This is a genomic window from Pseudonocardia yuanmonensis (genome assembly GCF_039542425.1).
In the GTDB taxonomy this organism is placed as follows: domain Bacteria; phylum Actinomycetota; class Actinomycetes; order Mycobacteriales; family Pseudonocardiaceae; genus Pseudonocardia; species Pseudonocardia yuanmonensis.
In genome coordinates this window covers 296,393-318,327 of sequence record NZ_BAABIC010000005.1, presented here as the reverse complement: position 1 = coordinate 318,327, position 21,935 = coordinate 296,393, and the positions used below count along the sequence as shown (strand labels likewise).

Sequence of the window (21,935 nt, the reverse complement as noted above, 5' to 3'; positions counted from 1 at the left end):
TACCCGTCCTGGACGGCAGCGCGCGGCTGCCGCTCGACATGGCCGTGCGGAACACGCAGGGCTCGGCCTGGGACTGTGCCCACCAGCCGCTCGACACCGGGGGGCGGCTCCGGATGGACATCGGCGCCTTCCTCGTGCGGGTCCGGGACCGCAGGGTGCTGGTCGACCTCGGCGCCGGGAACGGCGTCATCCACGAGGCCTTCACCACCGGTGACCTGCCCGCGAACCTGATCCGGGCGGGCGTCGCACCGGAGGACGTCACCGACGTCGTGCTCACCCACATGCACGTGGACCACGTCGGCTGGGCGACCACGCAGGGCCACTTGACCTTTCCCCGCGCGACGTACCGGGTGCAGCCGCGGACTGGGCGTACTTCCTGCACGGGCCGGGTGCGGAGGAGTCGATGTCCGAGGCCCTGGCGCCCGTCGAGACGCAGCTCGAGACCTTCGACGAGGAGGTCGAGCTGTTCCCGGGCCTGCGTGCCCGGCCCGCGCCGGGACACACCCCGGGATCGACCGTCTTCGTGCTGAGCGACGCGGGGGAGCGGGCACTGCTGCTCGGGGACGTCGTGCACACGGTCAACGAGCTCACCGACCCCGAGTGGGAGGGGATGTTCGACGTGGATCGCGAGGCCGCCAACGCCATCCGTGCCCGGATCGCGGACGAGCTCGCGGCCACCGGTGATCCCTTCGCTCCCGCGCACCTCCCCGGCCTGTCCTTCGGGCGGCTGGTCACCGCCGACGGACTCGCGAGTTCCGGTTCGAGGGCAGCGCCCCGCCCTGATCGGTCTCGGCCGTCTGCTCAAGGGCCCAGGGTGCACGACCGTCCGGTCCGCGAGCGCCCGCGCTCCCGACGGTGCGGGTGACAGGGGCGGTCTCCACGTGACAGCCGCAGGACGACCCCGGCGGCGGGTGGTGCGCCCCGCCGCCGGGGCTGTCGTGGTGGTGCGCCGGCCGGCCGTGGATCGGGGTCAGCCCTTCCGGAGGGTTCTCGTGGCGTCCTCGTCGATCGAGATGCCTTCGGGATCGTTGTCGGGGTCACCGAGGACGACGACGCCGTAGTCGCGGGCGGCGCCTTCGACGGTGACGTAGCCGTCCCGGACGTCGCGCAGAACGCGTTCGGGGTCCCGCTCGAAGGCCTTTCCCCATCCTCCGCCGCCGTTGGTGAGGTAGCGGAACATCGCCCCGGCCTTCGTGTCCCAGGACGGCCGGGATGCGAAGTAGAAGTACTTCCCGGCCGGGTCGAGTGCCTTGGTGGTCGGGTCGAGCACGCCGCCGACGGGGATGGTGTCGGCGTAGACCTCGGGCGAGTGCGGGATCACCTGCCCCCGCTCACGGATCTTCGCCACCTCGGGAGGGAAGATCCAGACGGCTCCGAGCTTGCCGGTGTCGCCGCCGTTGGCGCCGAGCCCACTGGGGATCTTCGTGCGGAACGGTGAGCTGTAGGCGGAGGCGTCGGTGAGCCAGAGGCTGTCGCGGATGGTGGCGGCGCCACCGCGGTGGAACCCGGCGCCGGCGGTGTCGGTGGCGGCTTCCTTGCGCAGCAGGACCACCGGGACGTCGTGCTCGATGGCCTCGGTGGCGGGGTCGAGGTTGTTGAGCATGAACAGCACGGTGTAGCTGTCGCCGTCGCCGTCGCTGGTGGCTCCCCAGGGCCCGTGTTCGCCGCCGCACTGGGCCGCGGTGGCCCAGGGGGTGCCGTCCGGCAGGACGCCCGTGGCGTTGTGCAGGTTCAGCGAGCCGTAGTCGCCGGCGACGGCGCGCTCGCCGAGCACGGGGTTGAGCGCGTCGAACACCGCGGTGACCAGTGTCGTGGTGATCTCCCAGAACATCATGCTGGCGCCCTCGGGCGGCAGGGAGTTCAGCAGCGAGCCCGGCGGGCAGGCCATGTCGATGTTGCGCCAGGTCCCGGTGGTGAACGGGGTTTCCGGGTCGAGCAGCATGGTGATGGCGACCCCGACGGCGGTCTTGGAGTCGAGCATGCTGGCGTTGATCGAGGTGCGGGCCTGGCGCGAGGTGCCGGAGAGCTCGGCCTCGATGTGCTCGCCCCGCTTGATCAAGGTGACCTTGATCCGGAACTCCTCGGTCTCGTCCATGCCGTCGGCGTCGACGAGGCCGGTGCCGACGTAGTCGCCGTCGGGGATGCGTGCGATGGCCTCGCGCATCCGCTCGGCGGAGGTGTCGACGGCGTACTGCAGGGTGCCGAGGTAGGCGTCGGTGCCGTAGCGGTCGATGTTCTCGCCGATGAGCCGGGCGCCGAGGTGCAGCTGCTGGTAGATCGACTTGAAGTCGGGCAGCAGGATGTCGCCGAAGCGGGAGTTGTCGAAGATCAGGCTGAACGTCGACCGGACGGGCTCGCCCTGGCGGTAGAGCAGCACCGGTGGGATGACCAGGCCGTTCTCGTAGATGTTGGCCTTGGTGCCGGAGAAGCCGCCGGGGACGGTGCCGCCCATGTCGAGCTGGTGCGCGCGGATGTTGACGAACGAGACGATCTTGTCGTCGCGGAACACCGGGTGGATGAACAGCACGTCGTTGACGTGGGTGCCGGTGCGGTAGGGGTCGTTGCCGATCAGGACGTCGCCGGGCCGCAGGTTCTCGGGCCCGTACTCGATGACGGTGTTGCGCACGGCGTCGCCCATGGTCCCCAGGAACACCACGAGGCTGTTGCTGACCACCGACATCGGGTAGTCCTGCTCGGGCGGTCCGCTGATGGTGCAGGCGAAGTCGTACCAGTCGCGGATGATGGGGGAGAAGGCCTCGCGCAGGAAGCCGGTCGACATGTGTTCGACGACGTAGTGCAGCCGGTTGGTGATCACCGAGGCGGTGAAGCGGTCGGTGCCGTAGCGCGCGGTGAACTCGTCGTCGTCCATGTCGCGCAGCGACACGGTGGGAAGCTCGGTCGTGGTCATCGGTCGTTGCTCACTTCCTCGTGATGACGAGCTCGCCGTAGCCACCGACGGTGGCGGTCTGGCCGGCGCCGATGTGGGTGGTGGACAGGCTCTCGTCGACGATCGCGGGGCCGTCGATGGTGTCCCCGGCGCGTAGCCGGGTGCGGTCGAAGACCGGGGCCTGCTGCTCGTCGTCGGTCAGGTAGCGCAGCACGGTGGTGCGCACCGGGGAGAGCGGTCCGTCGGTGTCGGTGCGGGTCGGCACGACCGGGTACTCGACCTTCTCGGTGTCGAGGATCGCTCGCACGCGGAAGGTCACGCCCTCGACCGGGAAGGCGTCGAACCGGTTGCCGGTGCGCTGCTCGTAGGTGTCGTGGAAGTTGCCGATCATCGTGGTGAGCGCAGCGGCGTCCAGGGTGCCCTCGGGCACGGCGACGAAGGGGGTCTCCCAGCTCTGGCCGACGAGCCGTCCGTCGAAGCTGCGGGCGAAGGTGACCTCGCGGCCGGGGGTGATGCGTGCCCGCAGCTGGTTCTCCATGTCGGTGAACAGCGCGTCGACGTCCGCGGCGACCTCGTCGGACAGCACGGTGTAGGCGCTGCGGTTGGCGGTGAACACCTGGTCGGTGGACAGCAGCCCGAGCGCGGAGAACAGGCCGGGGTAGGGCGGGACGACCACCTGCTTGCACTTGATCAGGTCGAGGACCGCCGGCAGCAGCATCGGTCCGGCGGCGCCGTAGGCGACCAGGCTGTAGTCGCGCGGATCGACGCCGTTCCTGATGGCGATGTTGAACACGCCCTCGGCGATGTTGTTCACGCCCATCTCGTAGGCGTAACGGACGCGCTGGGCGAGGGTGAAGTCGCAGTCGAGCGCCTCGAACGCGGCTCGGGACTTCTCGACGTCGAGGGTGAACCGGCCGCCTGCGAAGTGGTCGCCGTCGAGGATTCCGGCCATCAGACACGTGTCGGTGGTGGTCGGCCGGGTGCCGCCGCGGCCGTAGCAGGCCGGGCCGGGGTCGGCCCCGGCGCTGCCGGGGCCGACCTGCACCTCGCCGGCCTTGCCGATGGTGACGAGGCTGCCGCCGCCGGCGCCGATGCTGGAGATGTCGATCGCCAACGAGTTGACGATCAGGTCGTTCTCGAGTTCGAAGGTCGTGTTGACGAACGGCTCGCCCTCGGTCACGACGCTGATGTCGCAGGAGGTGCCGCCGACGTCGGCGCAGAGCAGGTTGCGTTCGCCGATGAGCTCGCCGAAGTGCGCACTCGCCACCGTGCCGGCGGCGGGGCCGGAGAAGACGATCCGGAAGGGCTGTTCCATCGCGCGTTCGGCCGGGACGAGGGTTGCGGCGCAGTCGGCGTAGTTGAGCTGCCCGGTGAACCCGAGGTCGGCCAGGCCCTTGTCGAGGTGCTCGGAGTAGTCCGAGTAGATGATCTTCATGAAGGTGTCGACCACGGTGGTTGACGCCCGGGCGTACTCCTTGGCCAGCGGGGAGACCTCGCTGGAGATCGAGCAGGCGACCTCGCCGAGCTCCTCGAGCACCAGTTCGCGCAGCCGCTCCTCGTGGGCGCGGTTGACATAGGCATTGAGCAGGCAGATCGCCACCCCGGTCACCCCGCAGCGGCGCAGCACCGCCAGCTGGGCGCGGGCCTGGACCTCGTCGAGCTCGAAGAGCACCTCACCGGAGGCGAGGATCCGCTCTCGGATGCCGCGGCGCAGGTGGCGCGGCACCAGCGGGCGCGCGGCGTCGCCGAAGCTCCGCCGCCACCGCGGGTCGAGGATGGCCTCGGCCGGGCGCCAGGTGCGGCCCTGATCGAGGATGTCGCGGTGCCCCTCGGTGGTCAGGAAACCGATCTTGGGCAGGTTGCGGGTGATGACGGCGTTGAGGCCGTGCGTGCTCGCGTGGTTGAACACCGCCGCGCGGGCCACGTCGAGCTCCTCGGCGCCGGCCAGCACGGGCTTGTACGCGGTGGTGACGTCGGTGGAGACCTTGGCGGTGCGGATGCGGCCGTTCTCCAGGGAGACGACATCGGTGAACGTGCCGCCCACGTCGACTGCGATCATCGTTCAGGGCCCCTTTCTCAGACGGTGTCCGAGAGCAGCTGCAGCGAACCGAGGAGGTTCCACCGCTCACGGCTCAGCGAATGCAGGCAGTTCTGGCACTTCACGACCTGGAACCAGCCGCCCTCGGAGTTCACCGGGTAGCGGCGCAGCTGCTCGGCCCCGCAGCGCGGGCACGCGCCGTCCACGGGCTCTTTGACCAGCGAGACAGTGGGTTCCTGAGGTCGAGGGAACGGGGGCATGCACAGCTCCTTCGTCGGCGACGGTGATGACGACCCGGCGGAAGGTTCCGACCGGTTGGAATGTGAGGAACTCTAGCGGTGTGCTGCGTCAATGCAAGAGCGGCACCCGATCGGGTCCGGGCTCGGGTGCGGTGGCACCGCTCGGCCGGATGGTGCGGGCGGCGTGATCGCTCAGACGAGTCGGGAGATCTCCTGGAGAGTCGTGCGGTAGGCGTGACCGAGGGCGTAGCGGTCGAGCAGCGCGGTGGTGATCCGGCAGCCGGCTGCCCGCCAGCTCGCGACGGCTGCGGCGCTGGCCTGCGCGTGGTCTTCGAGGGTGACGGCCACGCAGTCGAGTCCGGCGCTTCGGGCGGCTCCGATGGTCTGCTCGAGGGCCGCGCGTACCTCGGGATGGCGGTGGTCGCCGCCGTGGCCCATCGCGACCGCGAGGTCGAAGGGGCCGAGGACCAGCGCGGTGGCACCCGCCGCTGCGGAGGCGACGGCGAGGTTCTCGATGTCCGCGATGGCGGCCGGGTGTTCGATCAGGAGCCATACGTGGATCGAGTCGGCGTGCCGCTGTGCCTCGTCCCAGGGCAGCAGCCCGTGGTCGAAGCCCGGCACGCAGGGGCAGGCGCCGCGCTCCCCACGGGGGGCGTAGTGCGCTGCTGCGGCCGCGCGGGCTGCGGCCTGGGCGGAGCGGATGCCGGGTACCAGGACGCCTCGCGTGCCCAGGTCGAGCACCCGCGCGATCGTCGTCGGATCAGCGGAGGGCACCCGGACGATCGCGTCGGCGCCGCGGCCCTGGACCGCGCGCACGGCGTGCGCGGCATCGCGCAGGTCGAGGGTGCCGTGCTCCATGTCGACGACGACGAAGTCGAAGCCGGCCGCGGCGGCGAGCTCGCCGGTTTCCGGGCTGTTCATCTGTACCCAGCTCCCCACCGCGTGGCCACGCTCGTCGAGGGCAGTCGCGAGGGTCGAAGGGGGGCGGGGTCGTTGGAGGTCGGATTCCTTCGCAGGAGCAACCTTCTCGGCGTTCCGGCCCGATCGCTTCGGCTGATTCGGCCGGCTCGGCGATGTGCGCGTGGTCATGCGGTTCCCGGTGTCGGCCGGCTCCAGCGCTGCAGCGTCTCCTCGACGGGGCTGGGGGCCCGTGGTGGTGCGGGGGTTCCGGCTCCGCTGCGGGAGAAGCGCGGGGCGGGAGCGGGCTGGGTGACGCCGTGCAGGTCCAGGAACGTCCCACGCGCCCGGGCGTGCGGATGCCGGGCCGCTTCGGCGAAGGACAGGACGGGGGTCACGCAGGCGTCGAGTTCGGCGAACACCGCTGCCCATTCGTCGCGGGAGCGGGAGGCGAACTCTCGGGTGAAGCGCTCGGTCAGGGTGGGCCAGCCCGTCCGGTCGTCCTGGTCGGGCAGTTCCACCCCGATCAGGCCGAGCCCTTTCAGCAGCTCGGCGTAGAACTGTGGCTCGATCGCCCCGACCGCGACGTAGCCCCCGTCGGCGCACCGGTAGCTGCGGTAGAAGGGGGCGCCCCCGTCGAGCAGGTTCCGGCCCCGGTCGTCGCTCCAGTTCCCGATCCCGCGCCAGGCCCAGATGGATTGCATGAGCAGTGCGGAGCCGTCGATCATGGCGGCGTCGACGACCTGTCCGCGGCCGGATCGCTCGCGCTCCCACAGCGCGGCCAGCACGCCGACGAGCAGCAGCATGGACCCGCCGCCGAAGTCGCCGGCCAGGTTCAGCGGAGCTGCCGGTGGCCCGTCGTGGGGACCCATGGCGTGGAGGGTGCCGTTGAGGGCGATGTAGTTGATGTCGTGGCCGACCGAGGCGGCCAGCGGGCCGTCCTGACCCCAGCCGGTCATCCGTCCGTAGATCAGGCGGGGGTTGGCCGTGGTGAGTTCCTCGGGGCCGAGCCCGAGGCGTTCGGCGACACCGGGCCGGAACCCTTCGAGGAGGACGTCGGCGCGTGCGGCGAGCTCACGGACCCGGTCGCGGTCGACGGGGTCCTTGAGGTCCAGGGTGTGGTTGCGGCGGCTGCGCAGGAGGTGATCGCGGGTCGGGTCGGCGAGCCGGAAGCCGCCGGGTCGCTGGGCGCGCACGACGTCGGCACCGAGGTCGCCGAGCACCATGGCCGCGTGTGGCACCGGCCCGATGCCGCCGAGCTCCACCACTCTCAGCCCGGCCAGTGGGCCCTGCGGGGTGCTCATGCCGGCTCCGCGTTGCGCACGTCGGAGCCGGTAGCCGCATCGACGGCGTGGTCGCGGGGGCCGCTCGTCGTCCGGCCGTCGTCGAGCTGGGTGCGGGCTGTCTCGGACATGACGACGACGGAGACGAACGAGGCGACCGCGGTGAGCACGACCCAGCCGGCGACGGGCACGAAGCTGTCCCACCGGGCGTAGAGGGCGGTGGCGATCAGCGGGGTCAGCGCGCCGCCGATGAGGGTGCCGATCTGGTAGCCCAGCGACGCCCCGGAGTAGCGCACCCGGGCGGTGAACAGCTCGGCGAACAGCGCAGCCTGCGGGCCGTACACGAGGGCGACCAGGACCTCGCCCACGGCGATCGCGGCGATGACTGCTGCCGGGCTGCCGGTGCCGAGCAGCAGGAAGGCCGGCCACACCCACACCGCGAGAGCGACCGCGCCGATCAGGTAGACGGTGCGTCGGCCGATGCGGTCCGACAGGGCACCGCACAGCGGGATCGCGAAGAACTGCAGGGCGGCGCCGATCAGGACGCCGTCGAGCAGCAGCGCGCGGGGCAGCCCGAGCACGGTGGTGCCGTAGGAGAGGAAGTAGGTGCCGAACAGGTAGAAGCTGGTGCCGATCACCACGATGGAGCCGGTGCCGAGCAGGACGGTGCGCCAGTTGTGGATCAGCACGTCCAGGACGGGCGAGCGCGACGGCCCGCCGGTGCCCTGGACCATCCTCATCGGCGCGGTCTCCTCGAGGGTGAACTGGGCGTAGAAGGCGATGCCGACGAGGACCACGCTGAGCAGGAACGGCAGCCGCCAGCCCCAGGACTGGAACGCCGCCTCGCTCATCAGGGCGCCGGCGAGCAGGAAGACGCCCGTGGACAGGAACAGCCCGGCGGACACGCCGATCTGGGCGAAGCTGCCGTAGAGGCCGCGCTTCTCCGGTGGGGCGTTCTCGGTGGCGATGAGGGCGCCGCCGGCCCACTGCCCGCCGACCGCGATGCCCTGCAGCAGCCGCAGAACCACCAGGATGATCGGGGCGGCGACGCCGATGCTGTCGTAGGTGGGCAGCAGCCCGATGAGGGTGGTGGAGATGCCCATCAGGAACAGCGTGGTGACCAGGGCGGGCTTGCGGCCGATCTTGTCGCCGACGTGGCCGAAGACGGCGCCGCCGACCGGGCGGGCGGCGAACCCGACGGCGAAGGTGGTGAAGGCGAGCAGGGTGCCGACCAGCGGGTCGCCGGCCGGGAAGAACAGCTTGTTGAACACCAGCGCGGCCGCGGTGCCGTAGATGAAGAAGTCGTACCAGTCGATCGCCGAGCCCGTGCCGGCGACGAGCAGGATCTTCCGCAGGGACATGGTGGTCTCCCGAGTGATGATCGTCGTTGATCGTGCGGTGGCGGTCAGGCCGCTCGGGCCGGGACCGGGATGGTGTGGAAGTCGGTGAGGTCCGGGTCGTGGGTCATGGCCCAGTAGTCGACGACCCGGTAGGGCGAGTTCGTGACGACCCGACCGCGTGAGTTGCGGTAGTAGGTGGTCATTCCCGGGTGGCTCCAGACCATCCGCTGGTGGCGCGCGTCGACGTCGCTCACCCAGCGCTGCAGCGCTTCCGGCCGGCACTCGAGCGCGCCGATGCCGTCCCGGGCCATGGTCGTGACGAGGTCGACGATGTAGCGGCCCTGGGCCTCGGCGACGAAGATGAAGCTGCCGCCGGCGCCGGCGTTGGTGTTCGGGCCGTACATCAGGAACAGGTTCGGGAATCCGGGCACGGTGATGCCCAGGTGTGCGACGGCGTCGTCCTCGCTCCAGGCGTCGTGCAGGCGCAGCCCGTCGCGGCCGCGGACGTCGATGCCGGGCAGGTAGTGCTGGGCGTCGAAGCCCGTGGAGAGCACGACGACGTCGGCCTCGTGGTGCTCGCCGGCGTCGGTCACCACCCCGGTCCCGGTGATCCGGGCGACGCCGTCGGTGATCAGCTCGACGTCGTCGCGGCGCAGCGCGGCGAACCAGCCGTTGTCCAGCAGCATCCGCTTGCCGAAGGGCGGGTAGTCGGGCAGGCACTTCTCGACCAGGTCGGGCCGGCCCTCCAGCTGCTCGTGCAGGTAGCGGGTGAAGAAGCGGCGGTGGCCGTCGTTGACGGCGTTGAGCGACCGTTCGGGGTGGTCCCAGTCGTCGTCGATCTGCAGCGAGGCGTGCACGCGGTCGTTGAAGACCCAGGCCAGTCGGAACCGGTACCAGGCGTGGTAGTAGGGCACGTGCTCCATGAGCCAGTGCACGTCCTCGCCGACCTCCTGGAAGTACTCGGCGTTGGGAGCGATCCACTGTGGTGAGCGCTGGAACACCGTCAGGTGGGCGGTGCGCTCGGCGATCGCCGGCACGACCTGCATCGCGCTCGCGCCCGTGCCGACCACGGCGACGCGTTTCCCGGTGACGTCCAGGTCGGCGGGCCACTCCGCGGTGTGGAAGAGCGGCCCGTCGAAGGTGTCCAGGCCCGGCAGGTCGGGCACCTTCGGCGTGTTGAACAGCCCGACCGCACTGATGACCGCGGACGCGGTCCAGCTGCGCGAGCCCGCGGTGACGGTCCAGCGCTGCCGGTGCTCGTCCCACGTCGCGGAGTCGACCGACACGCCGAACTCGATGTGTCGCCGTAGGTCGAAGTGGTCGGCCATCTCGGCGGTGTAGGCGGCCATCTCGTCGCGCTTGCCGAAGTGGGTGGACCAGTTCCGCGGGAAGAACGAGAACGAGTACAGGTAGCTGGGGGTGTCGACACCTGCGCCGGGGTAGGTGTTGGTCAGCCACACCCCGCCGACCTCGGTGTTGCGTTCGAGGATGGTGAAGGGCACGCCGGCCTGTTGCAGGCGGACCGCCGCGATCAGCCCGGAGATCCCCGCGCCGATGATGACGACGGACAGGTCGCGCTCCGCGACCACGGCGGGCGGCACGGGGACGGGGCCGGGGTCGGGCTCGAAGCCCATCTCCTCGCGCATCAGCCGCTCGTACTCGTCGGGCACCGGCTCGCCCATCGCCGTGGACAGCATCCGCCGCAGCAGGGCGTGGTCGGGGTCGGGCACCGCGGGCTCCCCGCCGCGCGACCAGTTGGTGATCGCCTCGACCGCGGCGGTGCGCAGCTCGGCGGCCGCGGTCTCGTCGAGCCCGCCGGAGTCGTTGGGTCCGAGTCCGCTGCTGCGGACCGGGCGGTACGGCTCGTCGAGCCAGCGCTGGTCACCGGTCAGCTGGAAGGTGACCATGGCCAGGGTCGGCAGGTTGGCAGCCGTCACGGCCTGGCTCAGCCGCTGCTCGTCGAGCGGCCGTCGGGGGGTGGACATCGCGGGCACGTCGTTCCTCCATGGAGCGAGCAGGGGCGAGCGGTCGGCTCGCGGTGGTTGCCGCGTCGGGCGCGACGGCGGCCGCTGCGGGCAGCGGACACCAGCGGCACGACGGGAGTGAGCGGAGAGCGGGCGATCTAGGCCGTCCTGATCGGCCCGGTACGCGTCATCCGCCATCCGGCGACGGCGCTGTCCCAGGTGTTCGGCCCGACGCCGGCCGTCCGCAGCTTGTACTTCTCGACCTTGTCGGTGGGCGTGCGCGGCAGCTCGTCGACGATGTCGATGAAGCGGGGGACCATGTGGTACGGCATCGAGTCGGCGTAGTGCAGGAACAGGTCCTCCGCGGTGACCCTAACGCCGTCGCGCAGCACGACCACCACCCGGACCTCCTCCTCGCCGAGGTCGGACGGCGCACCCACGGCTGCGGACTCCGCGACTGCCGGGTGGCTGTTGACCAGACGCTCGACCTCGTAGGAGGAGATGTTCTCCCCGCGGCGGCGGATCGAGTCCTTGATCCGGTCCTTGAACCACAGCGCGCCGGTCTCGTCCCGCACGGCCCGATCGCCGGTGTGGAACCGCCCGCCGCGCCACGCCTTCGCGGTCGCCTCCGGCAGGCCGTCGTAGCCGGCCGAGAGCAGTAGCGGGTCGGGGGAGCCGACCACGACCTCACCGGAGACGCCGTCGGGGACCTCGTTCCCGTCCTCGTCGACGATCCGGACGTCGAAGATCGGGTTGGCCCGGCCGCACGCGCCGGGCCGCGACTCCTGGAGCGAGGAGTTGACGATCAGGTTGGTCTCGGTGGACCCGTAGGCCTCGACGATCTTGACACCGAAACGCTTCTCGAAGTCGTGGTAGATCTCCGCCGGTGCGGGCACCGCGTACACCACCCGCACCGGGTTGTCCGCGTCGTCCTCGCGGGGCGTTCGCCCGTGGAGCATGTGGCAGACCCCGCCGATCGCGACGAAGGCGGTGATCCCGAACTCGCGGGCCTCGTCCCAGAACCGCTCGATCGTCAGCCGCGACCGCAGCACCATGCGTGCCCCGGTGAGCAGGCAGCCCAGCGTCGCGAACTTGCCGGAGATGTGGAAGAACGGCGAGTAGTTCAGCAGCACGTCCCGCGGGCCGAGACCGGTGATCTCGGCGAAGAAGTGCCCGAAGGCGACCTGCTGGTGATGGCTGAGCAGCACGCCCTTGGACGGTCCCGTGGTGCCGGAGGTGTACAACACGCAGGCGACGTCGTCGGGAGCCGGGCCCTCCGGCGGCACCGAGCGATCGGCGCCGCTGTCCGCCGTCCCGTTGTCCCCGGGGGAGTCGGAGTGGCCCTGTTCGGGCTCTTCCAGCAACTCCGAGTAGGTCCCCGGGAAGCTCAACACCTCGGCCAGGCTCGGCACATCACCACGGACGGCGTCGACGGCGTCGAACAGCGGGCCCTGGTCGGCCACCGCCAGCGACACCTGCGCCTTGTCCAGCTGGTGGCGAAGGAGCTCGCCGCGGTAAGCGGTGTTGATCGGCACCTCGACCGCGCCCAGCTTCGCCAGCGCGAACCAGCCGTACAGATACTCCGGACCGGTCGCCATCAGCAACGCCACCCGCGTTCCGCGGCCGACCCCGGCCGCCCGCAGGTTCCGGGCGAGGACATCCACCCGGGCGTTGACCTCGCCGAGGGTGTAGTCCCGGCGCTCGAAGAGGAACAGCGCCTCGTCCGGGCGTGCCGCCGCGGCCCGCTCCAGCACGCGGCCCACGGTCCGCTCCGCGAACGGCACTGCCGCCAACCAGCCGGACGTGATGCCCGAGCCGGCGACGCCGGTGTTCTCTGTCATCGTCATCGGGTTCTCCTCCAGGGGCTTCATCGTCCCCGTGCAATCCGACCAGTCGGAATGTACGTGCTCCGGTGGCGGAAGGCAAGTCCTCCCTGCGTGGCTCAGCACGCTCCTCACGTGCCGGCCGCAGCTCTCGCGTGGCCGGCGCCCTCAGGCGGCGCCACGCCCGGCTCGGCTGCGACCGCTCCCGGTCGGTCCGGACGACCGACGGCCGTCAGTAGCCCTTCCCTGCGGTCCATCCGCCGTCCACGAACAGGGTCGTCCCGTTGACGTAGTCGGAGTCGGAGCCACTGAGGAAGACGACCGGCCGCGCGATCTCCTCCGGCTGCGCCCACCGCTCCATCGGAGCGTTGGCACGGATGGAGGCGGCCATCTGCTCGGACCGGAAGTAGGCGCTCGTCATCGGGGTCTCCACGACACCGGGAGCCACCGCATTGCACCAGATGCCGCGTCCGCCGTACTCGAGCGTGATCGTCTTCGTGAGCATGATCAGTCCCGCCTTGGCCGCGCAGTAGGCGGCACGGTTCTGAAAGGCCAGATGGCCGGCCATCGACGCGATGTTGACGATCTTCCCTCGGCCCTGCTCCAGCATGCCCGGGATGGCGGCCCTCGACAGGACGAAGGGGGCGGTGAGGTCGACGTCGAGGGTGTTGCGCCAGTCGGCCGGCGACAGCTCGAGCAGCGGCGCGATCTGACGCACCCCGGCGTTGTTCACCACGACGTCCAGACCGCCGAAGTGGTCGCGAACCCGGTCGGGCAGGGCGGTGGTCTGCTCGTCATCGGTGAGGTCGACATCGAAGGCGGCACTGTCGGCGCCCGCTCCGAGGTCTGCCACCGCCTCGTCGAGCGCGGCCTTGTCCAGGTCGGCGAGGGCCAGCCGGGCCCCGGAATCCCGCAGTGCGCTGCAGATGGCCCGCCCGATACCCCCGGCGGCTCCGGTCACCAGCGCTACCTGCCCGTGCAGAGTGGTCATCGTCGTCCTCTCCATTCCATCCGGTCGGAATGTCAGTGATACCGCAGCCACCGGTCCGATCGCCAGAGGAGGGCCGGGTCAGCTCGTCACGATGGCCGACGCGGACCGCTTCGCGCCCACGCTCTGCAGGGTCATCGTGGCGAACTGCTCGGCGATCTCGGTCGGCGTGCGCCGACCCTCCGGCCGGTACCACTGGTACGACCACACCCACATGCCGAGCAGGCCCAACGCGGTGACGGTCGGGTCGAGGTTCTGGTCGAACTCGCCGCTCTCGATACCCCGCCGCACAGTGTCCTCGAACAGCGAGGTCGACCGCCGGCGCTTCTCCAGTATCGCCGCCCGCACGTCGCCGGTGAGGACGTGCAGCTCACGGAAGAACACCATGACGTGCTTCTGGTAGGTGATGCAGATCATCGTGGTGTCGAACGCCATCTTCGCCAGTTGCTCGGTCGGCGAGACATGGCTGGCCAGTGCCCGTTGCTGCGATTCCAGGGCTCGATCGATGAACTCGTCGTGGATGAGGTGCAGCACGTCGTCCTTGGTGGCGAAGTGGTGGTAGAACGCGCCCTTCGTCACGCCGGCCCGCTGCACCACCTCCTGCATGGACGCCCGACTGAAGCCCTTCTCCGCGAAGAGGTCCAGCGCAGCCTCGACCAGTAGGCGCCGGGTCTCCTCCGGCGCGTAGCTCCGTTCGGGCGGCTTACGCGGCACGACGCTCTCCTCGGGTACGGGCTGTCCAAACCCACGGCCTTCCGACCGGATGGTATCCGGCCGCCTCGGAACGGCCGATGCTGCGGGCGTCGACCCGGTGTGGGCTTCCGGCTCGGCACCGGGCCCGAGGAGCTGAGCGACCGGGCCCTTGTCGGCTCATGTAGCCCGGTTGGTGGCGGAGGCGAAGCCCAGCCAGGTGTGCCGGTTGCCGGCCCAGCACCAGCCGATCTTGGTGGCGTGCCGGCGCTCCCGCCCGTCCCGCCCGGTCCCGTTCGAGATCCACACTGCGGGGGTCCGCGCGTCGAGCCCGCCGCTCGGGCGGCGCAGACGGGAGCCGATCGTCATGAAGCAGGCGTTGCGGGCCAGCACCTCGGGATCCTGGAGGACCCACTGCACGCCCTCGGTGAGCAGCAGCGGGGTGCGGCCGGCCCGGGCGAGCTCGGGGTACGTCTCCTCCGGGCTCCGGTTGGCGAGGTGGTCGCCGCGGTCGAGGTCCTCGAGGAGGTAGACGGGTGCGTCCGGTACGACGATGTCCGGCAGTGGGGCGAAGTCGTCGACGTCGGTCATGTCGGCGACGACGAACCCGGGCTTGTCGCCACGCCGCAGCAGGGGCGCGAGAGCGGACGGTGCGGCGGCCGCGACGACGAGCAGACCGGGCCGGTCGGGCAGGGCCTTCGCGGCGATCCGCAGCTCGTCGGGGGTCAAGGGCGCGGTGGCGCCGAGGGAGACGAGTCGGTCGACCTGGGCGGGGATGGCGGGTAGCACGGGACCTCCGGGGATCGGCGACGGCCTGCGGCCAACGCGCGGGGGCTCCGCGGTGTTCCGCTCGGCGCCTGCCCGTCACGCAGTGACGCGCTCGCGACGAGCCCCGATCACCCTTCCGATACACGCTATCGTCATCCGATGGACGTGGATGAGCGGACAGTAGTTGCGGCGTGATCATGGCTGCGTAGATTTCGCCCCGTGCGTTCCCCGAGCCGTCCGCGCAGCCTCGTCGACCGACTGCACACCGTGACCGCCCATACGACTGCGTTGATCGTCGTCGCGGCGATGGGTGCCGCCGGTGGCGCCACGCTGATCCCGGAGCCGGTCGCGGTCCGGACGGTGGCCGCCGCGCAGGGCGGCGGTCTGGCGGAGAAGACCGTGACGATCGACGGCGAGGACTACCCGAACCCGTTGCGTCTCCACGACGGCGCTCCGGTCACCACGCCCGCCGAGTGGGAGGGCACGCGCCGCGCGGAACTGTTGGCCGACTTCCGGCAGCACGTCTACGGGCAGAGCCTGCCCGAGCCGACCGCGCAGACCTTCGACGTCACGTCGACCGACTTCACCGGCGTCACGCGCAAGACCGTCACGATCACCGCCACCGGTCCGGAGGGCACCGGCGGCTTCGACGTGACCCTGTTCGTCCCGAAGACCGGCGGCACGCCGAAGGGCACGTTCCTCATGATCGACCACCGCGGCCAGGTGGGGGACGATCCCGGCCAGTCGTCCGGCTTCGCGCCGGTGTCGACGATCACGAAGGCCGGCTACGCGTTCGCGGTCCTCGACGCCGGCGAGGTCGCCCCCGACGACAGCGGCAGCTACCGCAGCAGGATGATCGGCCTGTTCCACCCCGCCGACCGGGAGCTGCCGGACGACGCCGGCCGAGCCATCAGCGCCTGGGCGTGGGGAGCGAGCCGGGCCATGGACTACCTGCAGACGGATCCCGACATCGACCCCACCCGGGTTGCGGTCATCGGGCACTCGCGCAGCGGCAAGGCCGCGCTGTGGGCCGGGGCGCAGGACACCCGCTTCGCCGCGGTCGTCACGAACAACTCGGGATCGACCGGCGCCAAGCTCGCACGGCGCGGCGACGGCGGCGTCGGCGCGGAGACCGTGAAGCGCATCAACGGCTCGTTCCCGCACTGGTTCCCCACGACGTACAAGGCCTACAACGACCGCGTGGACGCCCTACCGGTCGACCAGCACGAGCTGCTGGCGCTCGTGGCGCCGCGGCGGGTGGTCGTCGCGAGCGCCACGGACGACGCGAACGCCGACCCGGAGGGGGAGTTCCTGGCGTACGTCGCCGCGGAGCCGGTGTACGAGCTCTACGGGCTGGGCGGCACCGGTCTGCCGTCGGCGACGTGGCCGCCGGCCACGGACGAGGGGTTCCGCGGCGCGGCGATGAGCTACCACCTGCGCTCCGGCGGGCACGGGCTCACCGCGGCGGACTGGGACATCTACCTGAACGGCGACCTGTTCTCCCGGTGAGCGCGCGGGCCCGATCAGGACAGCGCGTCCAGCGCTTTCCGCGGTGCTCCGGGCCGACACGTGCGGCCGGCGACCCGCGTCCACACGCTGCGTTGACGCTCCCGGACGGGACGGCGAAGACTCCCCGGATGGAGAACGAGAACGAGGAGCGGGCGGGTCACCACGCCCGGCTGGCCGAGGAGCACGTGGCCGAGGACGACGCCGCCGCGCACGCCTCCCTGGCCGCCTACTACGCCGCGCTCGAGACCAACGAGCTCCTGCGGCAGGTCCTGGCGCGACCGGTCCCGGCGATCGGCGTGCCGACCCGTCCCGGACGCACCGAGCCGCCGTCGCCGCCCGGGCCCCCGGGCCCCGACCGGCCACCACTGCGGCCTCCGCAGCCACCGCCCATCTACATGTCGGCGGAGCCGACGCAGTCCGGCCGACGGGTGTGATGCAGCCCGCGACGTCTGCGCACGGGCCTCAGAGACGCGGCAGGGTCTGCTCCCGGCCGACGAGCGGGCGCAGCGGATCCCCGGCGTCGCGCAGCCGGTCGAGGGCGGTCCGCACGGTCCACCGGTCCGGCGCGAGATCCGGGTCGTCGAGCTCCGGCCAGGTCAGCGTCATGGAGACGGGGGCGTCCGGCCCCGGCCGGGGGCTGAACGGCGCGACCAGCGTCTTGTTGATGGCGTTCTGCGTGTAGTCCAGCCGGGCAAGCCCGCGGCGGCGGTCGGTGTGCCACTCCCAGGAGACCAGCTCCGGCACCATGCGGCCGACCGCGCGGGAGAGCTTCTCGACCCAGCCGCGCGTGTCGTCGAAGGAGTAGCCGGGCGCGATCGGCACCCAGATCTGCACGCCCCGCTTCCCGGTGACCTTGGGCGCGGCCTCGACCTGCAGGTGCTCCAACGCCGTGCGGTAGAGCCGGGCGAGCACGAGCACCTCGGCGAAGCCGAGGGCGGGCCCCGGGTCGATGTCGATCAGGGCCCACGTCGGCTGGTGCACGTCGGGCAGCCTCGAGGTCCACGGGTGCAGCTCGATCGCGCCGTAGTTGGCCAGCCAGACCAGGGCCGGGGTGCTGTCGACGACGAAGTAGACCTGCGTCTCGCCCGGATCGGCCTCGGGGTTGTGCCAGCGGCGCAGCCAGTCCGGCGCGTGCCCGGGCACCTCCTTCTGCCAGAAGCCGGGGCGGGCGGTGCCGTCCGGATAGCGGTGCAGGTTGACGGGCCGGCCCGCCAGGTAGGGGAGCAGGTACGGCGCGACCTGTGCGTGATAGCGGATCAGGTCCCGCTTGGTCACGGGCGGACCCGCCTGTCCGGGGAACAGGACCTTGTCGAGGTTGGTCAGGGCGAGCTCGCGCCCGCCGACGACCCACCGGCCCCGCACACCCAGCGCGTCGAGGGCGGCCAGTTCCTCCTCGGTCGCCGCGGCCTGCTGTGCCGGGTCGGTGGGCGCGAGCGGCACGGCGGCGTGCTCGGCGGGGGCACCGCTCTGCCACATCGCGGCGGGCGCCGCCGCGACCTCGTCGTTGGTACGCCCGCTGAGCACCGAGCGCGGGTGCTCCTCCGGGTCCCAGCCCTCCCGGGCGTGCTCGTCGTGCTTGTGCACGAGCACCCACTGCTCCTTGCCGGAGTCGCCCGAGCCGCCGGTGCGGTCGCGCCGCCGGACGAGCACGAACCGCCCGCCGAGCTTCTCGCCGTGCAGGTCGAAGTGCAGCTCGCCACGGGCGACCGCCGCGGCGGGGTCGTCCGTGCCGGCGGGCTCCCACGTCCCGCGGTCCCAGACGATGACGTCGCCGCCCCCGTACTGCCCCTTCGGGATGACCCCCTCGAAGTCCGCGTAGTCGAGCGGGTGGTCCTCGACGTGCACCGCCATGTGCCGCACGGACGGGTCGAGGGTGGGGCCCCGCGGCACCGCCCAGCTGGCGAGGCCGCCGTCGATCTCGAGGCGGAAGTCGTAGTGCAGCCGCCGGGCGCGGTGCCGCTGCACCACGAAGATCGGCGCCTCCGCGCTCGGCGTGCCCCCGGTCGGCTCGGGGGTCACCGTGAAGTCGCGCATCTCCGTGTAGGTGGCCAGCCGGTCGGCCGCCGATGACGCGGGCGAGGACGGGGCCGGCGTCGTCAGGGTGATCTCCCCGGGGTCCCGGTCCGGGCGCAGCCCCCGCCAGGAGGCGTGCCGCAGCCGGCCGTCACGGGTGACGGTGCGGTACTCGACCTCGCCGACCAGCCGCGGCTCGACCCACCGGACGTTGCGGGCGTGGTCCCGCGGGACCGACTCGTCGAACGGGCTCGACCTGCGGCGCAGCGGTTCGAGACGCTCCAGGAGCGCCCGCAGCATCTCCTGGGTGAAGCCCGTGCCGACGTGGCCGAGGTAGCGCAACCGCCCGTCGGCGTCGTGGGCGCCGAGCAGCAGCGAGCCGAGCGTGGAGCCGCGCCTCCCTTCGCCCGGCGTCCACCCGCCCAGCACGACCTCCTGGGTGGTCAGCAGCGCGGTCTTCACCCACGCCGGCGAGCGGTGCCCCGGCTCGTAGCGGGAGCCGCGGCGCTTGGCCACGATGCCCTCCAGCCCGTGCTCGCGCGCCACGTCGAGCACGCGGGCGGGTTCGATGTCGACGAACCGGGGCGGGACCGACACCCGCGGCCACGCGTCGGCCCCCAGCTCCTCGAGCCGCTCCCGCCGCACGTCGTAGGGTCGGTCGAGCAGGTCCTCCCCGTCGACGCACAGCACGTCGAACAGGTACAGCGCGACCGGCACCTCCTCGAGCAGCCGGGCGCCCGGGGACCGCACGTGCATGCGCTGCTGCATCAGCGCGAAGTCCGGCCGCCCCTGCCGGTCGAGCGCGACGATCTCGCCGTCGAGCAGCAGGTCCCGGCCGTCGCCGATCCCGCCCAGCTCGGGGTAGCCGGCCGTGACGTCGTTCCCGTTGCGGCTGCCGATCCGGACCCCGTCGCGGTCGACCGCGACCACGGCGCGGACCCCGTCCCACTTGAACTCCACCGCCCAGTCCGGCCCCGACGGCGGGCTCCCGGTGACCGCGAGCATCGGCAGGGGCACCGGCGGCGGCTCCCCGGCCGAGGTGCGCCGGCCCGTCACCGGCGGCACCCGTCGAGCTCGATCCCCACCACGGCACCTCCCGCTGTCGCACCTACCCCGAACGGGCGGCGCGCACACGGCGGCGGAGGCGACGGGCAGGGCTCATGCCGGAGCGGCCCGCACCGCCGCGCAGGGCCGACGCGTACGCGCGCGACCGATGAGACCGCGTCCCCGCGGGAGTCTGCAGTACGAGGACACGGACCAGGAGGCACACGATGTTCACCACCACGCTCTGCCGGACCTGCACCGCCATCGTCACCGTTCCCGAGGGCACGGGGCTCACCACCCGGCCGTGCCGCTGCCGGGGCTGCGGAAGCGTCGTCACGTACGAACCGTGGCAACCCGAACCGACGGCCCAGGTACTCGCCTTCCCCGCCCGGGCGGCGGAGCTCGGGCTGGCCGCGTGACCGCCTCGACCCGCGCACCGCCCGCCCCGGACCGACGACCTGCCTGACCCCGAATGCGCCACGGTCCGGAGTGGATCGTCAACCGATCCGGTGAGCCGGCCGGTTTGGACTGTTCACTTCGCGGGGATCTCGCCCGGCACCATCGAGTTGCCGTGGGAGGCGATCGTGACGGGTCCGGGGACAGGCAGGAGCGGTGGGGCGACAGCGATCGGCGATCGGCAGCGCCGCCGCCGTCCGCTCTGGCTGTGGCTGCTGCTCGCGCTGGTGATCATCGTGATCCTGGTGCTCGTCCTGGTGCGCTGCACCGGGAGCGGCGGGAACGACCCGCAGTCCGCGGGCGGCGCCGCCCCGTCGACGACCGCGCCGCCGGCCGCGGCGTCCCCGACCGCGGGTGCGCCGGCCGGGGACGGCCAGAGCGGGGCAGGCCAGAACGGCGCGGGCCAGACCGGGACCGGGCAGAGCGGCGGCTCGGGCACCCTGACCGCGGACGGCACGCCACTGCTGCCGGTCGCGCAGGCGGCGGGCCCGAACGGCGAGCTGAGCGGACTGGTCGGGCGCGCGGTGACCGCACAGCGTGTCGCGGTGCAGTCCGTGCCCGCGGACGAGGGGTTCTGGGTCGGCACCAGCGACACCGACCGCGTCTGGGTGCAGCTGACCACCCAGCCCGGCGAGTCCCCCTACAGGGTCGCGGTGGGGGACCGGGTCGACTTCACCGGCAGCGTGGTCGCGCAGGACGCCGGCTTCGCGCAGCAGGTCGGGGTGGACGCCGCGGAGGGTGCCGACCAGCTCACCCGCCAGGCGGCGCACCTCGAGGTGGCCAAGGCCGACCTGCGCAAGAGCCCGGCCTGACCGCCGCCCGCCGGGTTCAGGCGGTCCGCGCGGCGAGCTCCGGCTCCCGCCGGCCCGCCCCGATCGTCCTGAGGTGGTGGTCGGTGGTGCCGAACAGGGCGTCGATCGCGAGGACGCGCTTGTGGAGGTGGCCGATCGGCAGCTCGTCGGTCATGCCGACCCCGCCGTGCGTCTGGATCGCGGACTCGCCGACCAGCCGGCCGAGCCTGCCGACCTGCGCCTTCAGCACGGCGATGTCGTGCGGCCCCGCCCGTCCGGCCTCGGCCAGCGCGGTGGTGTAGAGCAGCGTCGACCGCGCCTTCACCACGGCGATCTTCATGTCGGCGAGGCGGTGGGCCACCGCCTGGAAGGTGCCGATGGGGACGCCGAACTGCTCGCGGGTCGAGGCGTACTCGGCGGTCCGGCGCAGCAGCTCGCCCATCGCGCCCACCGCCTCGGCCGCGAGCGCCACGATCGCCCGGTCGAGGACCTCCCGGATCAGGCCGTGCGCGTCGGCCGCGAGGAGTGCGTCGGGCCCCAGCTCGACGTCGTCGAACCGCAGGTGGGCCGCACGGCGCCCGTCCACGGTGACGAACGGGGTGACCGCGACCGCGGCACCGGGCGCGTCGACGACGAACAGCGCGAGGCCGTCGGGGTCGCCCGGCTCGCCGTGCAGGCGGGCCGAGACGACCAGCACGTCCGCGTCCGCGCCGTGCAGCACCACCTTCTTCTCGCCGGACAGCACGTAGCCGCCGGCCGTCCGCTCCGCGCGGGTGGCCACCAGCGCCGGGTCGGGCGTGCCCGGCCCCTCCTCGTGGGCGAAGGCCACGATCGCCTCGCCGGCGACGATCCGCCCGAGCCGGTCGGCCGCGCCGGGGTGGTCCGGCACCGCCGCGAGCGCGGCCCCGGCCAGCACGACCGAGGCGACGTACGGTTCCACCAGCAGGTGGGCGCCGAACAGTTCGGCGGTCGCGACCACGTCGACGATCGAGCCGCCGAGCCCGCCGGCCTCCTCGGGGAAGGGCAGGGCGTGGAGCCCGAGCTCGCCCAGCCCGCGCCACACCTCGCGCGACCAGCCGGCCTCCGAGCGCACCACGGCCTGCCGGTCCTCGAAGGTGTAGCGGCGCTGCAGGTACTGCGACACGCTGCCGCGCAGCAGGGTCTGTTCCTCGGTGAAGCTGAAGTCCATCCCGGTCTCCGTTCGG

At 72.1% G+C, this 21,935-nt stretch carries 18 protein-coding genes and 1 pseudogene; 6 read left to right on the top strand and 13 right to left on the bottom strand.

The annotated features are described in order from the left end of the window. Positions 1–38 precede the first annotated feature (38 nt). Positions 39–248: pseudogene (locus tag ABD990_RS09905) on the top strand (MBL fold metallo-hydrolase); the annotation flags it as partial. Positions 249–403: 155 nt separating this feature from the next. Further along, positions 404–865, top strand: a complete 462-nt coding sequence (locus ABD990_RS09900) for an MBL fold metallo-hydrolase (RefSeq protein WP_345379940.1) — start codon at positions 404–406, stop codon at positions 863–865. A 105-nt stretch (positions 866–970) separates the two neighbouring features. Here ABD990_RS09900 and ABD990_RS09895 read toward each other — a convergent pair whose 3' ends face one another. The 11 genes from ABD990_RS09895 to ABD990_RS09845 all read right to left on the bottom strand — a co-directional run bounded on the left by ABD990_RS09895 (position 971) and on the right by ABD990_RS09845 (position 14,938). Then, positions 971–2,908, bottom strand: coding sequence for a hydantoinase B/oxoprolinase family protein (locus tag ABD990_RS09895; RefSeq protein ID WP_345379938.1), 1,938 nt, complete (start codon positions 2,906–2,908; stop codon positions 971–973). Between the two features lie 10 nt (positions 2,909–2,918). Continuing rightward, positions 2,919–4,946, bottom strand: a complete 2,028-nt coding sequence (locus tag ABD990_RS09890) for a hydantoinase/oxoprolinase family protein (RefSeq protein WP_345379936.1) — start codon at positions 4,944–4,946, stop codon at positions 2,919–2,921. A 17-nt stretch (positions 4,947–4,963) separates the two neighbouring features. Next, positions 4,964–5,185 (bottom strand): hypothetical protein, encoded by a 222-nt coding sequence (locus tag ABD990_RS09885; protein WP_345379934.1) that lies wholly within the window; start codon positions 5,183–5,185, stop codon positions 4,964–4,966. A 171-nt stretch (positions 5,186–5,356) separates the two neighbouring features. Continuing rightward, positions 5,357–6,253, bottom strand: coding sequence for an HpcH/HpaI aldolase family protein (locus ABD990_RS09880; protein ID WP_345379933.1), 897 nt, complete (start codon positions 6,251–6,253; stop codon positions 5,357–5,359). Beyond that, positions 6,250–7,365 (bottom strand): CaiB/BaiF CoA transferase family protein, encoded by a 1,116-nt coding sequence (locus ABD990_RS09875; RefSeq protein ID WP_345379932.1) that lies wholly within the window; start codon positions 7,363–7,365, stop codon positions 6,250–6,252. The genes ABD990_RS09880 and ABD990_RS09875 overlap by 4 nt, the downstream gene beginning before the upstream one ends. Further along, positions 7,362–8,705, bottom strand: coding sequence for an MFS transporter (locus ABD990_RS09870; protein WP_345379931.1), 1,344 nt, complete (start codon positions 8,703–8,705; stop codon positions 7,362–7,364). The genes ABD990_RS09875 and ABD990_RS09870 overlap by 4 nt, the downstream gene beginning before the upstream one ends. A 44-nt stretch (positions 8,706–8,749) precedes the next feature. Next, positions 8,750–10,669: a flavin-containing monooxygenase gene (locus tag ABD990_RS09865; RefSeq protein ID WP_345379930.1), complete on the bottom strand. Its 1,920-nt coding sequence runs from the start codon at positions 10,667–10,669 to the stop codon at positions 8,750–8,752. A gap of 137 nt (positions 10,670–10,806) precedes the next feature. Beyond that, positions 10,807–12,495, bottom strand: a complete 1,689-nt coding sequence (locus ABD990_RS09860; RefSeq protein WP_345379929.1) for an AMP-binding protein — start codon at positions 12,493–12,495, stop codon at positions 10,807–10,809. 208 nt (positions 12,496–12,703) lie between these two features. After that, positions 12,704–13,462 (bottom strand): SDR family NAD(P)-dependent oxidoreductase, encoded by a 759-nt coding sequence (locus tag ABD990_RS09855; RefSeq protein ID WP_345379928.1) that lies wholly within the window; start codon positions 13,460–13,462, stop codon positions 12,704–12,706. Between the two features lie 78 nt (positions 13,463–13,540). After that, positions 13,541–14,173 (bottom strand): TetR/AcrR family transcriptional regulator, encoded by a 633-nt coding sequence (locus ABD990_RS09850; protein WP_345379926.1) that lies wholly within the window; start codon positions 14,171–14,173, stop codon positions 13,541–13,543. Between the two features lie 156 nt (positions 14,174–14,329). Further along, positions 14,330–14,938 carry a DUF5701 family protein gene (locus ABD990_RS09845; RefSeq protein ID WP_345379924.1) on the bottom strand — a complete coding sequence of 203 codons (609 nt, stop codon included), beginning with the start codon at positions 14,936–14,938 and terminating at the stop codon, positions 14,330–14,332. A gap of 198 nt (positions 14,939–15,136) precedes the next feature. On the opposite strand from ABD990_RS09845, the gene ABD990_RS09840 reads away from it, so the two are divergent. Together ABD990_RS09840 and ABD990_RS09835 are read left to right on the top strand one after the other, a co-directional pair. Next, positions 15,137–16,426, top strand: coding sequence for a glucuronyl esterase domain-containing protein (locus ABD990_RS09840; protein ID WP_345379922.1), 1,290 nt, complete (start codon positions 15,137–15,139; stop codon positions 16,424–16,426). 128 nt (positions 16,427–16,554) lie between these two features. Next, positions 16,555–16,860 carry a hypothetical protein gene (locus tag ABD990_RS09835; RefSeq protein ID WP_345379921.1) on the top strand — a complete coding sequence of 102 codons (306 nt, stop codon included), beginning with the start codon at positions 16,555–16,557 and terminating at the stop codon, positions 16,858–16,860. A 28-nt stretch (positions 16,861–16,888) separates the two neighbouring features. On the opposite strand, the gene ligD is transcribed toward ABD990_RS09835, so the two are convergent. Next, entirely contained in the window at positions 16,889–19,495 is a 2,607-nt protein-coding gene (ligD, locus tag ABD990_RS09830) for a non-homologous end-joining DNA ligase (protein WP_345379919.1), read from the bottom strand. A gap of 215 nt (positions 19,496–19,710) precedes the next feature. Between ligD and ABD990_RS09825 the strand changes: the two genes are divergently transcribed. Next, complete coding sequence (locus tag ABD990_RS09825; RefSeq protein WP_345379917.1) at positions 19,711–19,902, top strand: hypothetical protein; 192 nt, start codon at positions 19,711–19,713, stop codon at positions 19,900–19,902. Between the two features lie 165 nt (positions 19,903–20,067). After that, positions 20,068–20,751, top strand: coding sequence for a hypothetical protein (locus tag ABD990_RS09820; protein WP_345379916.1), 684 nt, complete (start codon positions 20,068–20,070; stop codon positions 20,749–20,751). A gap of 16 nt (positions 20,752–20,767) precedes the next feature. Here ABD990_RS09820 and ABD990_RS09815 read toward each other — a convergent pair whose 3' ends face one another. Then, a complete protein-coding gene (locus tag ABD990_RS09815) occupies positions 20,768–21,919 on the bottom strand; it encodes an acyl-CoA dehydrogenase family protein (RefSeq protein WP_345379914.1) in 1,152 nt (383 codons plus the stop codon). Between the last annotated feature and the right edge of the window lie 16 nt (positions 21,920–21,935).

Coding starts and splice junctions, on each gene's coding strand:
- ABD990_RS09865 (WP_345379930.1), bottom strand. CDS start 10,669: ATGTCCACCCCCCGACGGCCGCTCGACGAGCAGCGGCTGAGCCAGGCC.
- ABD990_RS09860 (WP_345379929.1), bottom strand. CDS start 12,495: ATGACGATGACAGAGAACACCGGCGTCGCCGGCTCGGGCATCACGTCC.
- ABD990_RS09880 (WP_345379933.1), bottom strand. CDS start 6,253: ATGACCACGCGCACATCGCCGAGCCGGCCGAATCAGCCGAAGCGATCG.
- ABD990_RS09815 (WP_345379914.1), bottom strand. CDS start 21,919: ATGGACTTCAGCTTCACCGAGGAACAGACCCTGCTGCGCGGCAGCGTG.
- ABD990_RS09870 (WP_345379931.1), bottom strand. CDS start 8,705: ATGTCCCTGCGGAAGATCCTGCTCGTCGCCGGCACGGGCTCGGCGATC.
- ABD990_RS09900 (WP_345379940.1), top strand. CDS start 404: ATGTCCGAGGCCCTGGCGCCCGTCGAGACGCAGCTCGAGACCTTCGAC.
- ABD990_RS09855 (WP_345379928.1), bottom strand. CDS start 13,462: ATGACCACTCTGCACGGGCAGGTAGCGCTGGTGACCGGAGCCGCCGGG.
- ABD990_RS09875 (WP_345379932.1), bottom strand. CDS start 7,365: ATGAGCACCCCGCAGGGCCCACTGGCCGGGCTGAGAGTGGTGGAGCTC.
- ABD990_RS09835 (WP_345379921.1), top strand. CDS start 16,555: ATGGAGAACGAGAACGAGGAGCGGGCGGGTCACCACGCCCGGCTGGCC.
- ABD990_RS09895 (WP_345379938.1), bottom strand. CDS start 2,908: ATGACCACGACCGAGCTTCCCACCGTGTCGCTGCGCGACATGGACGAC.
- ABD990_RS09825 (WP_345379917.1), top strand. CDS start 19,711: ATGTTCACCACCACGCTCTGCCGGACCTGCACCGCCATCGTCACCGTT.
- ABD990_RS09885 (WP_345379934.1), bottom strand. CDS start 5,185: ATGCCCCCGTTCCCTCGACCTCAGGAACCCACTGTCTCGCTGGTCAAA.
- ABD990_RS09890 (WP_345379936.1), bottom strand. CDS start 4,946: ATGATCGCAGTCGACGTGGGCGGCACGTTCACCGATGTCGTCTCCCTG.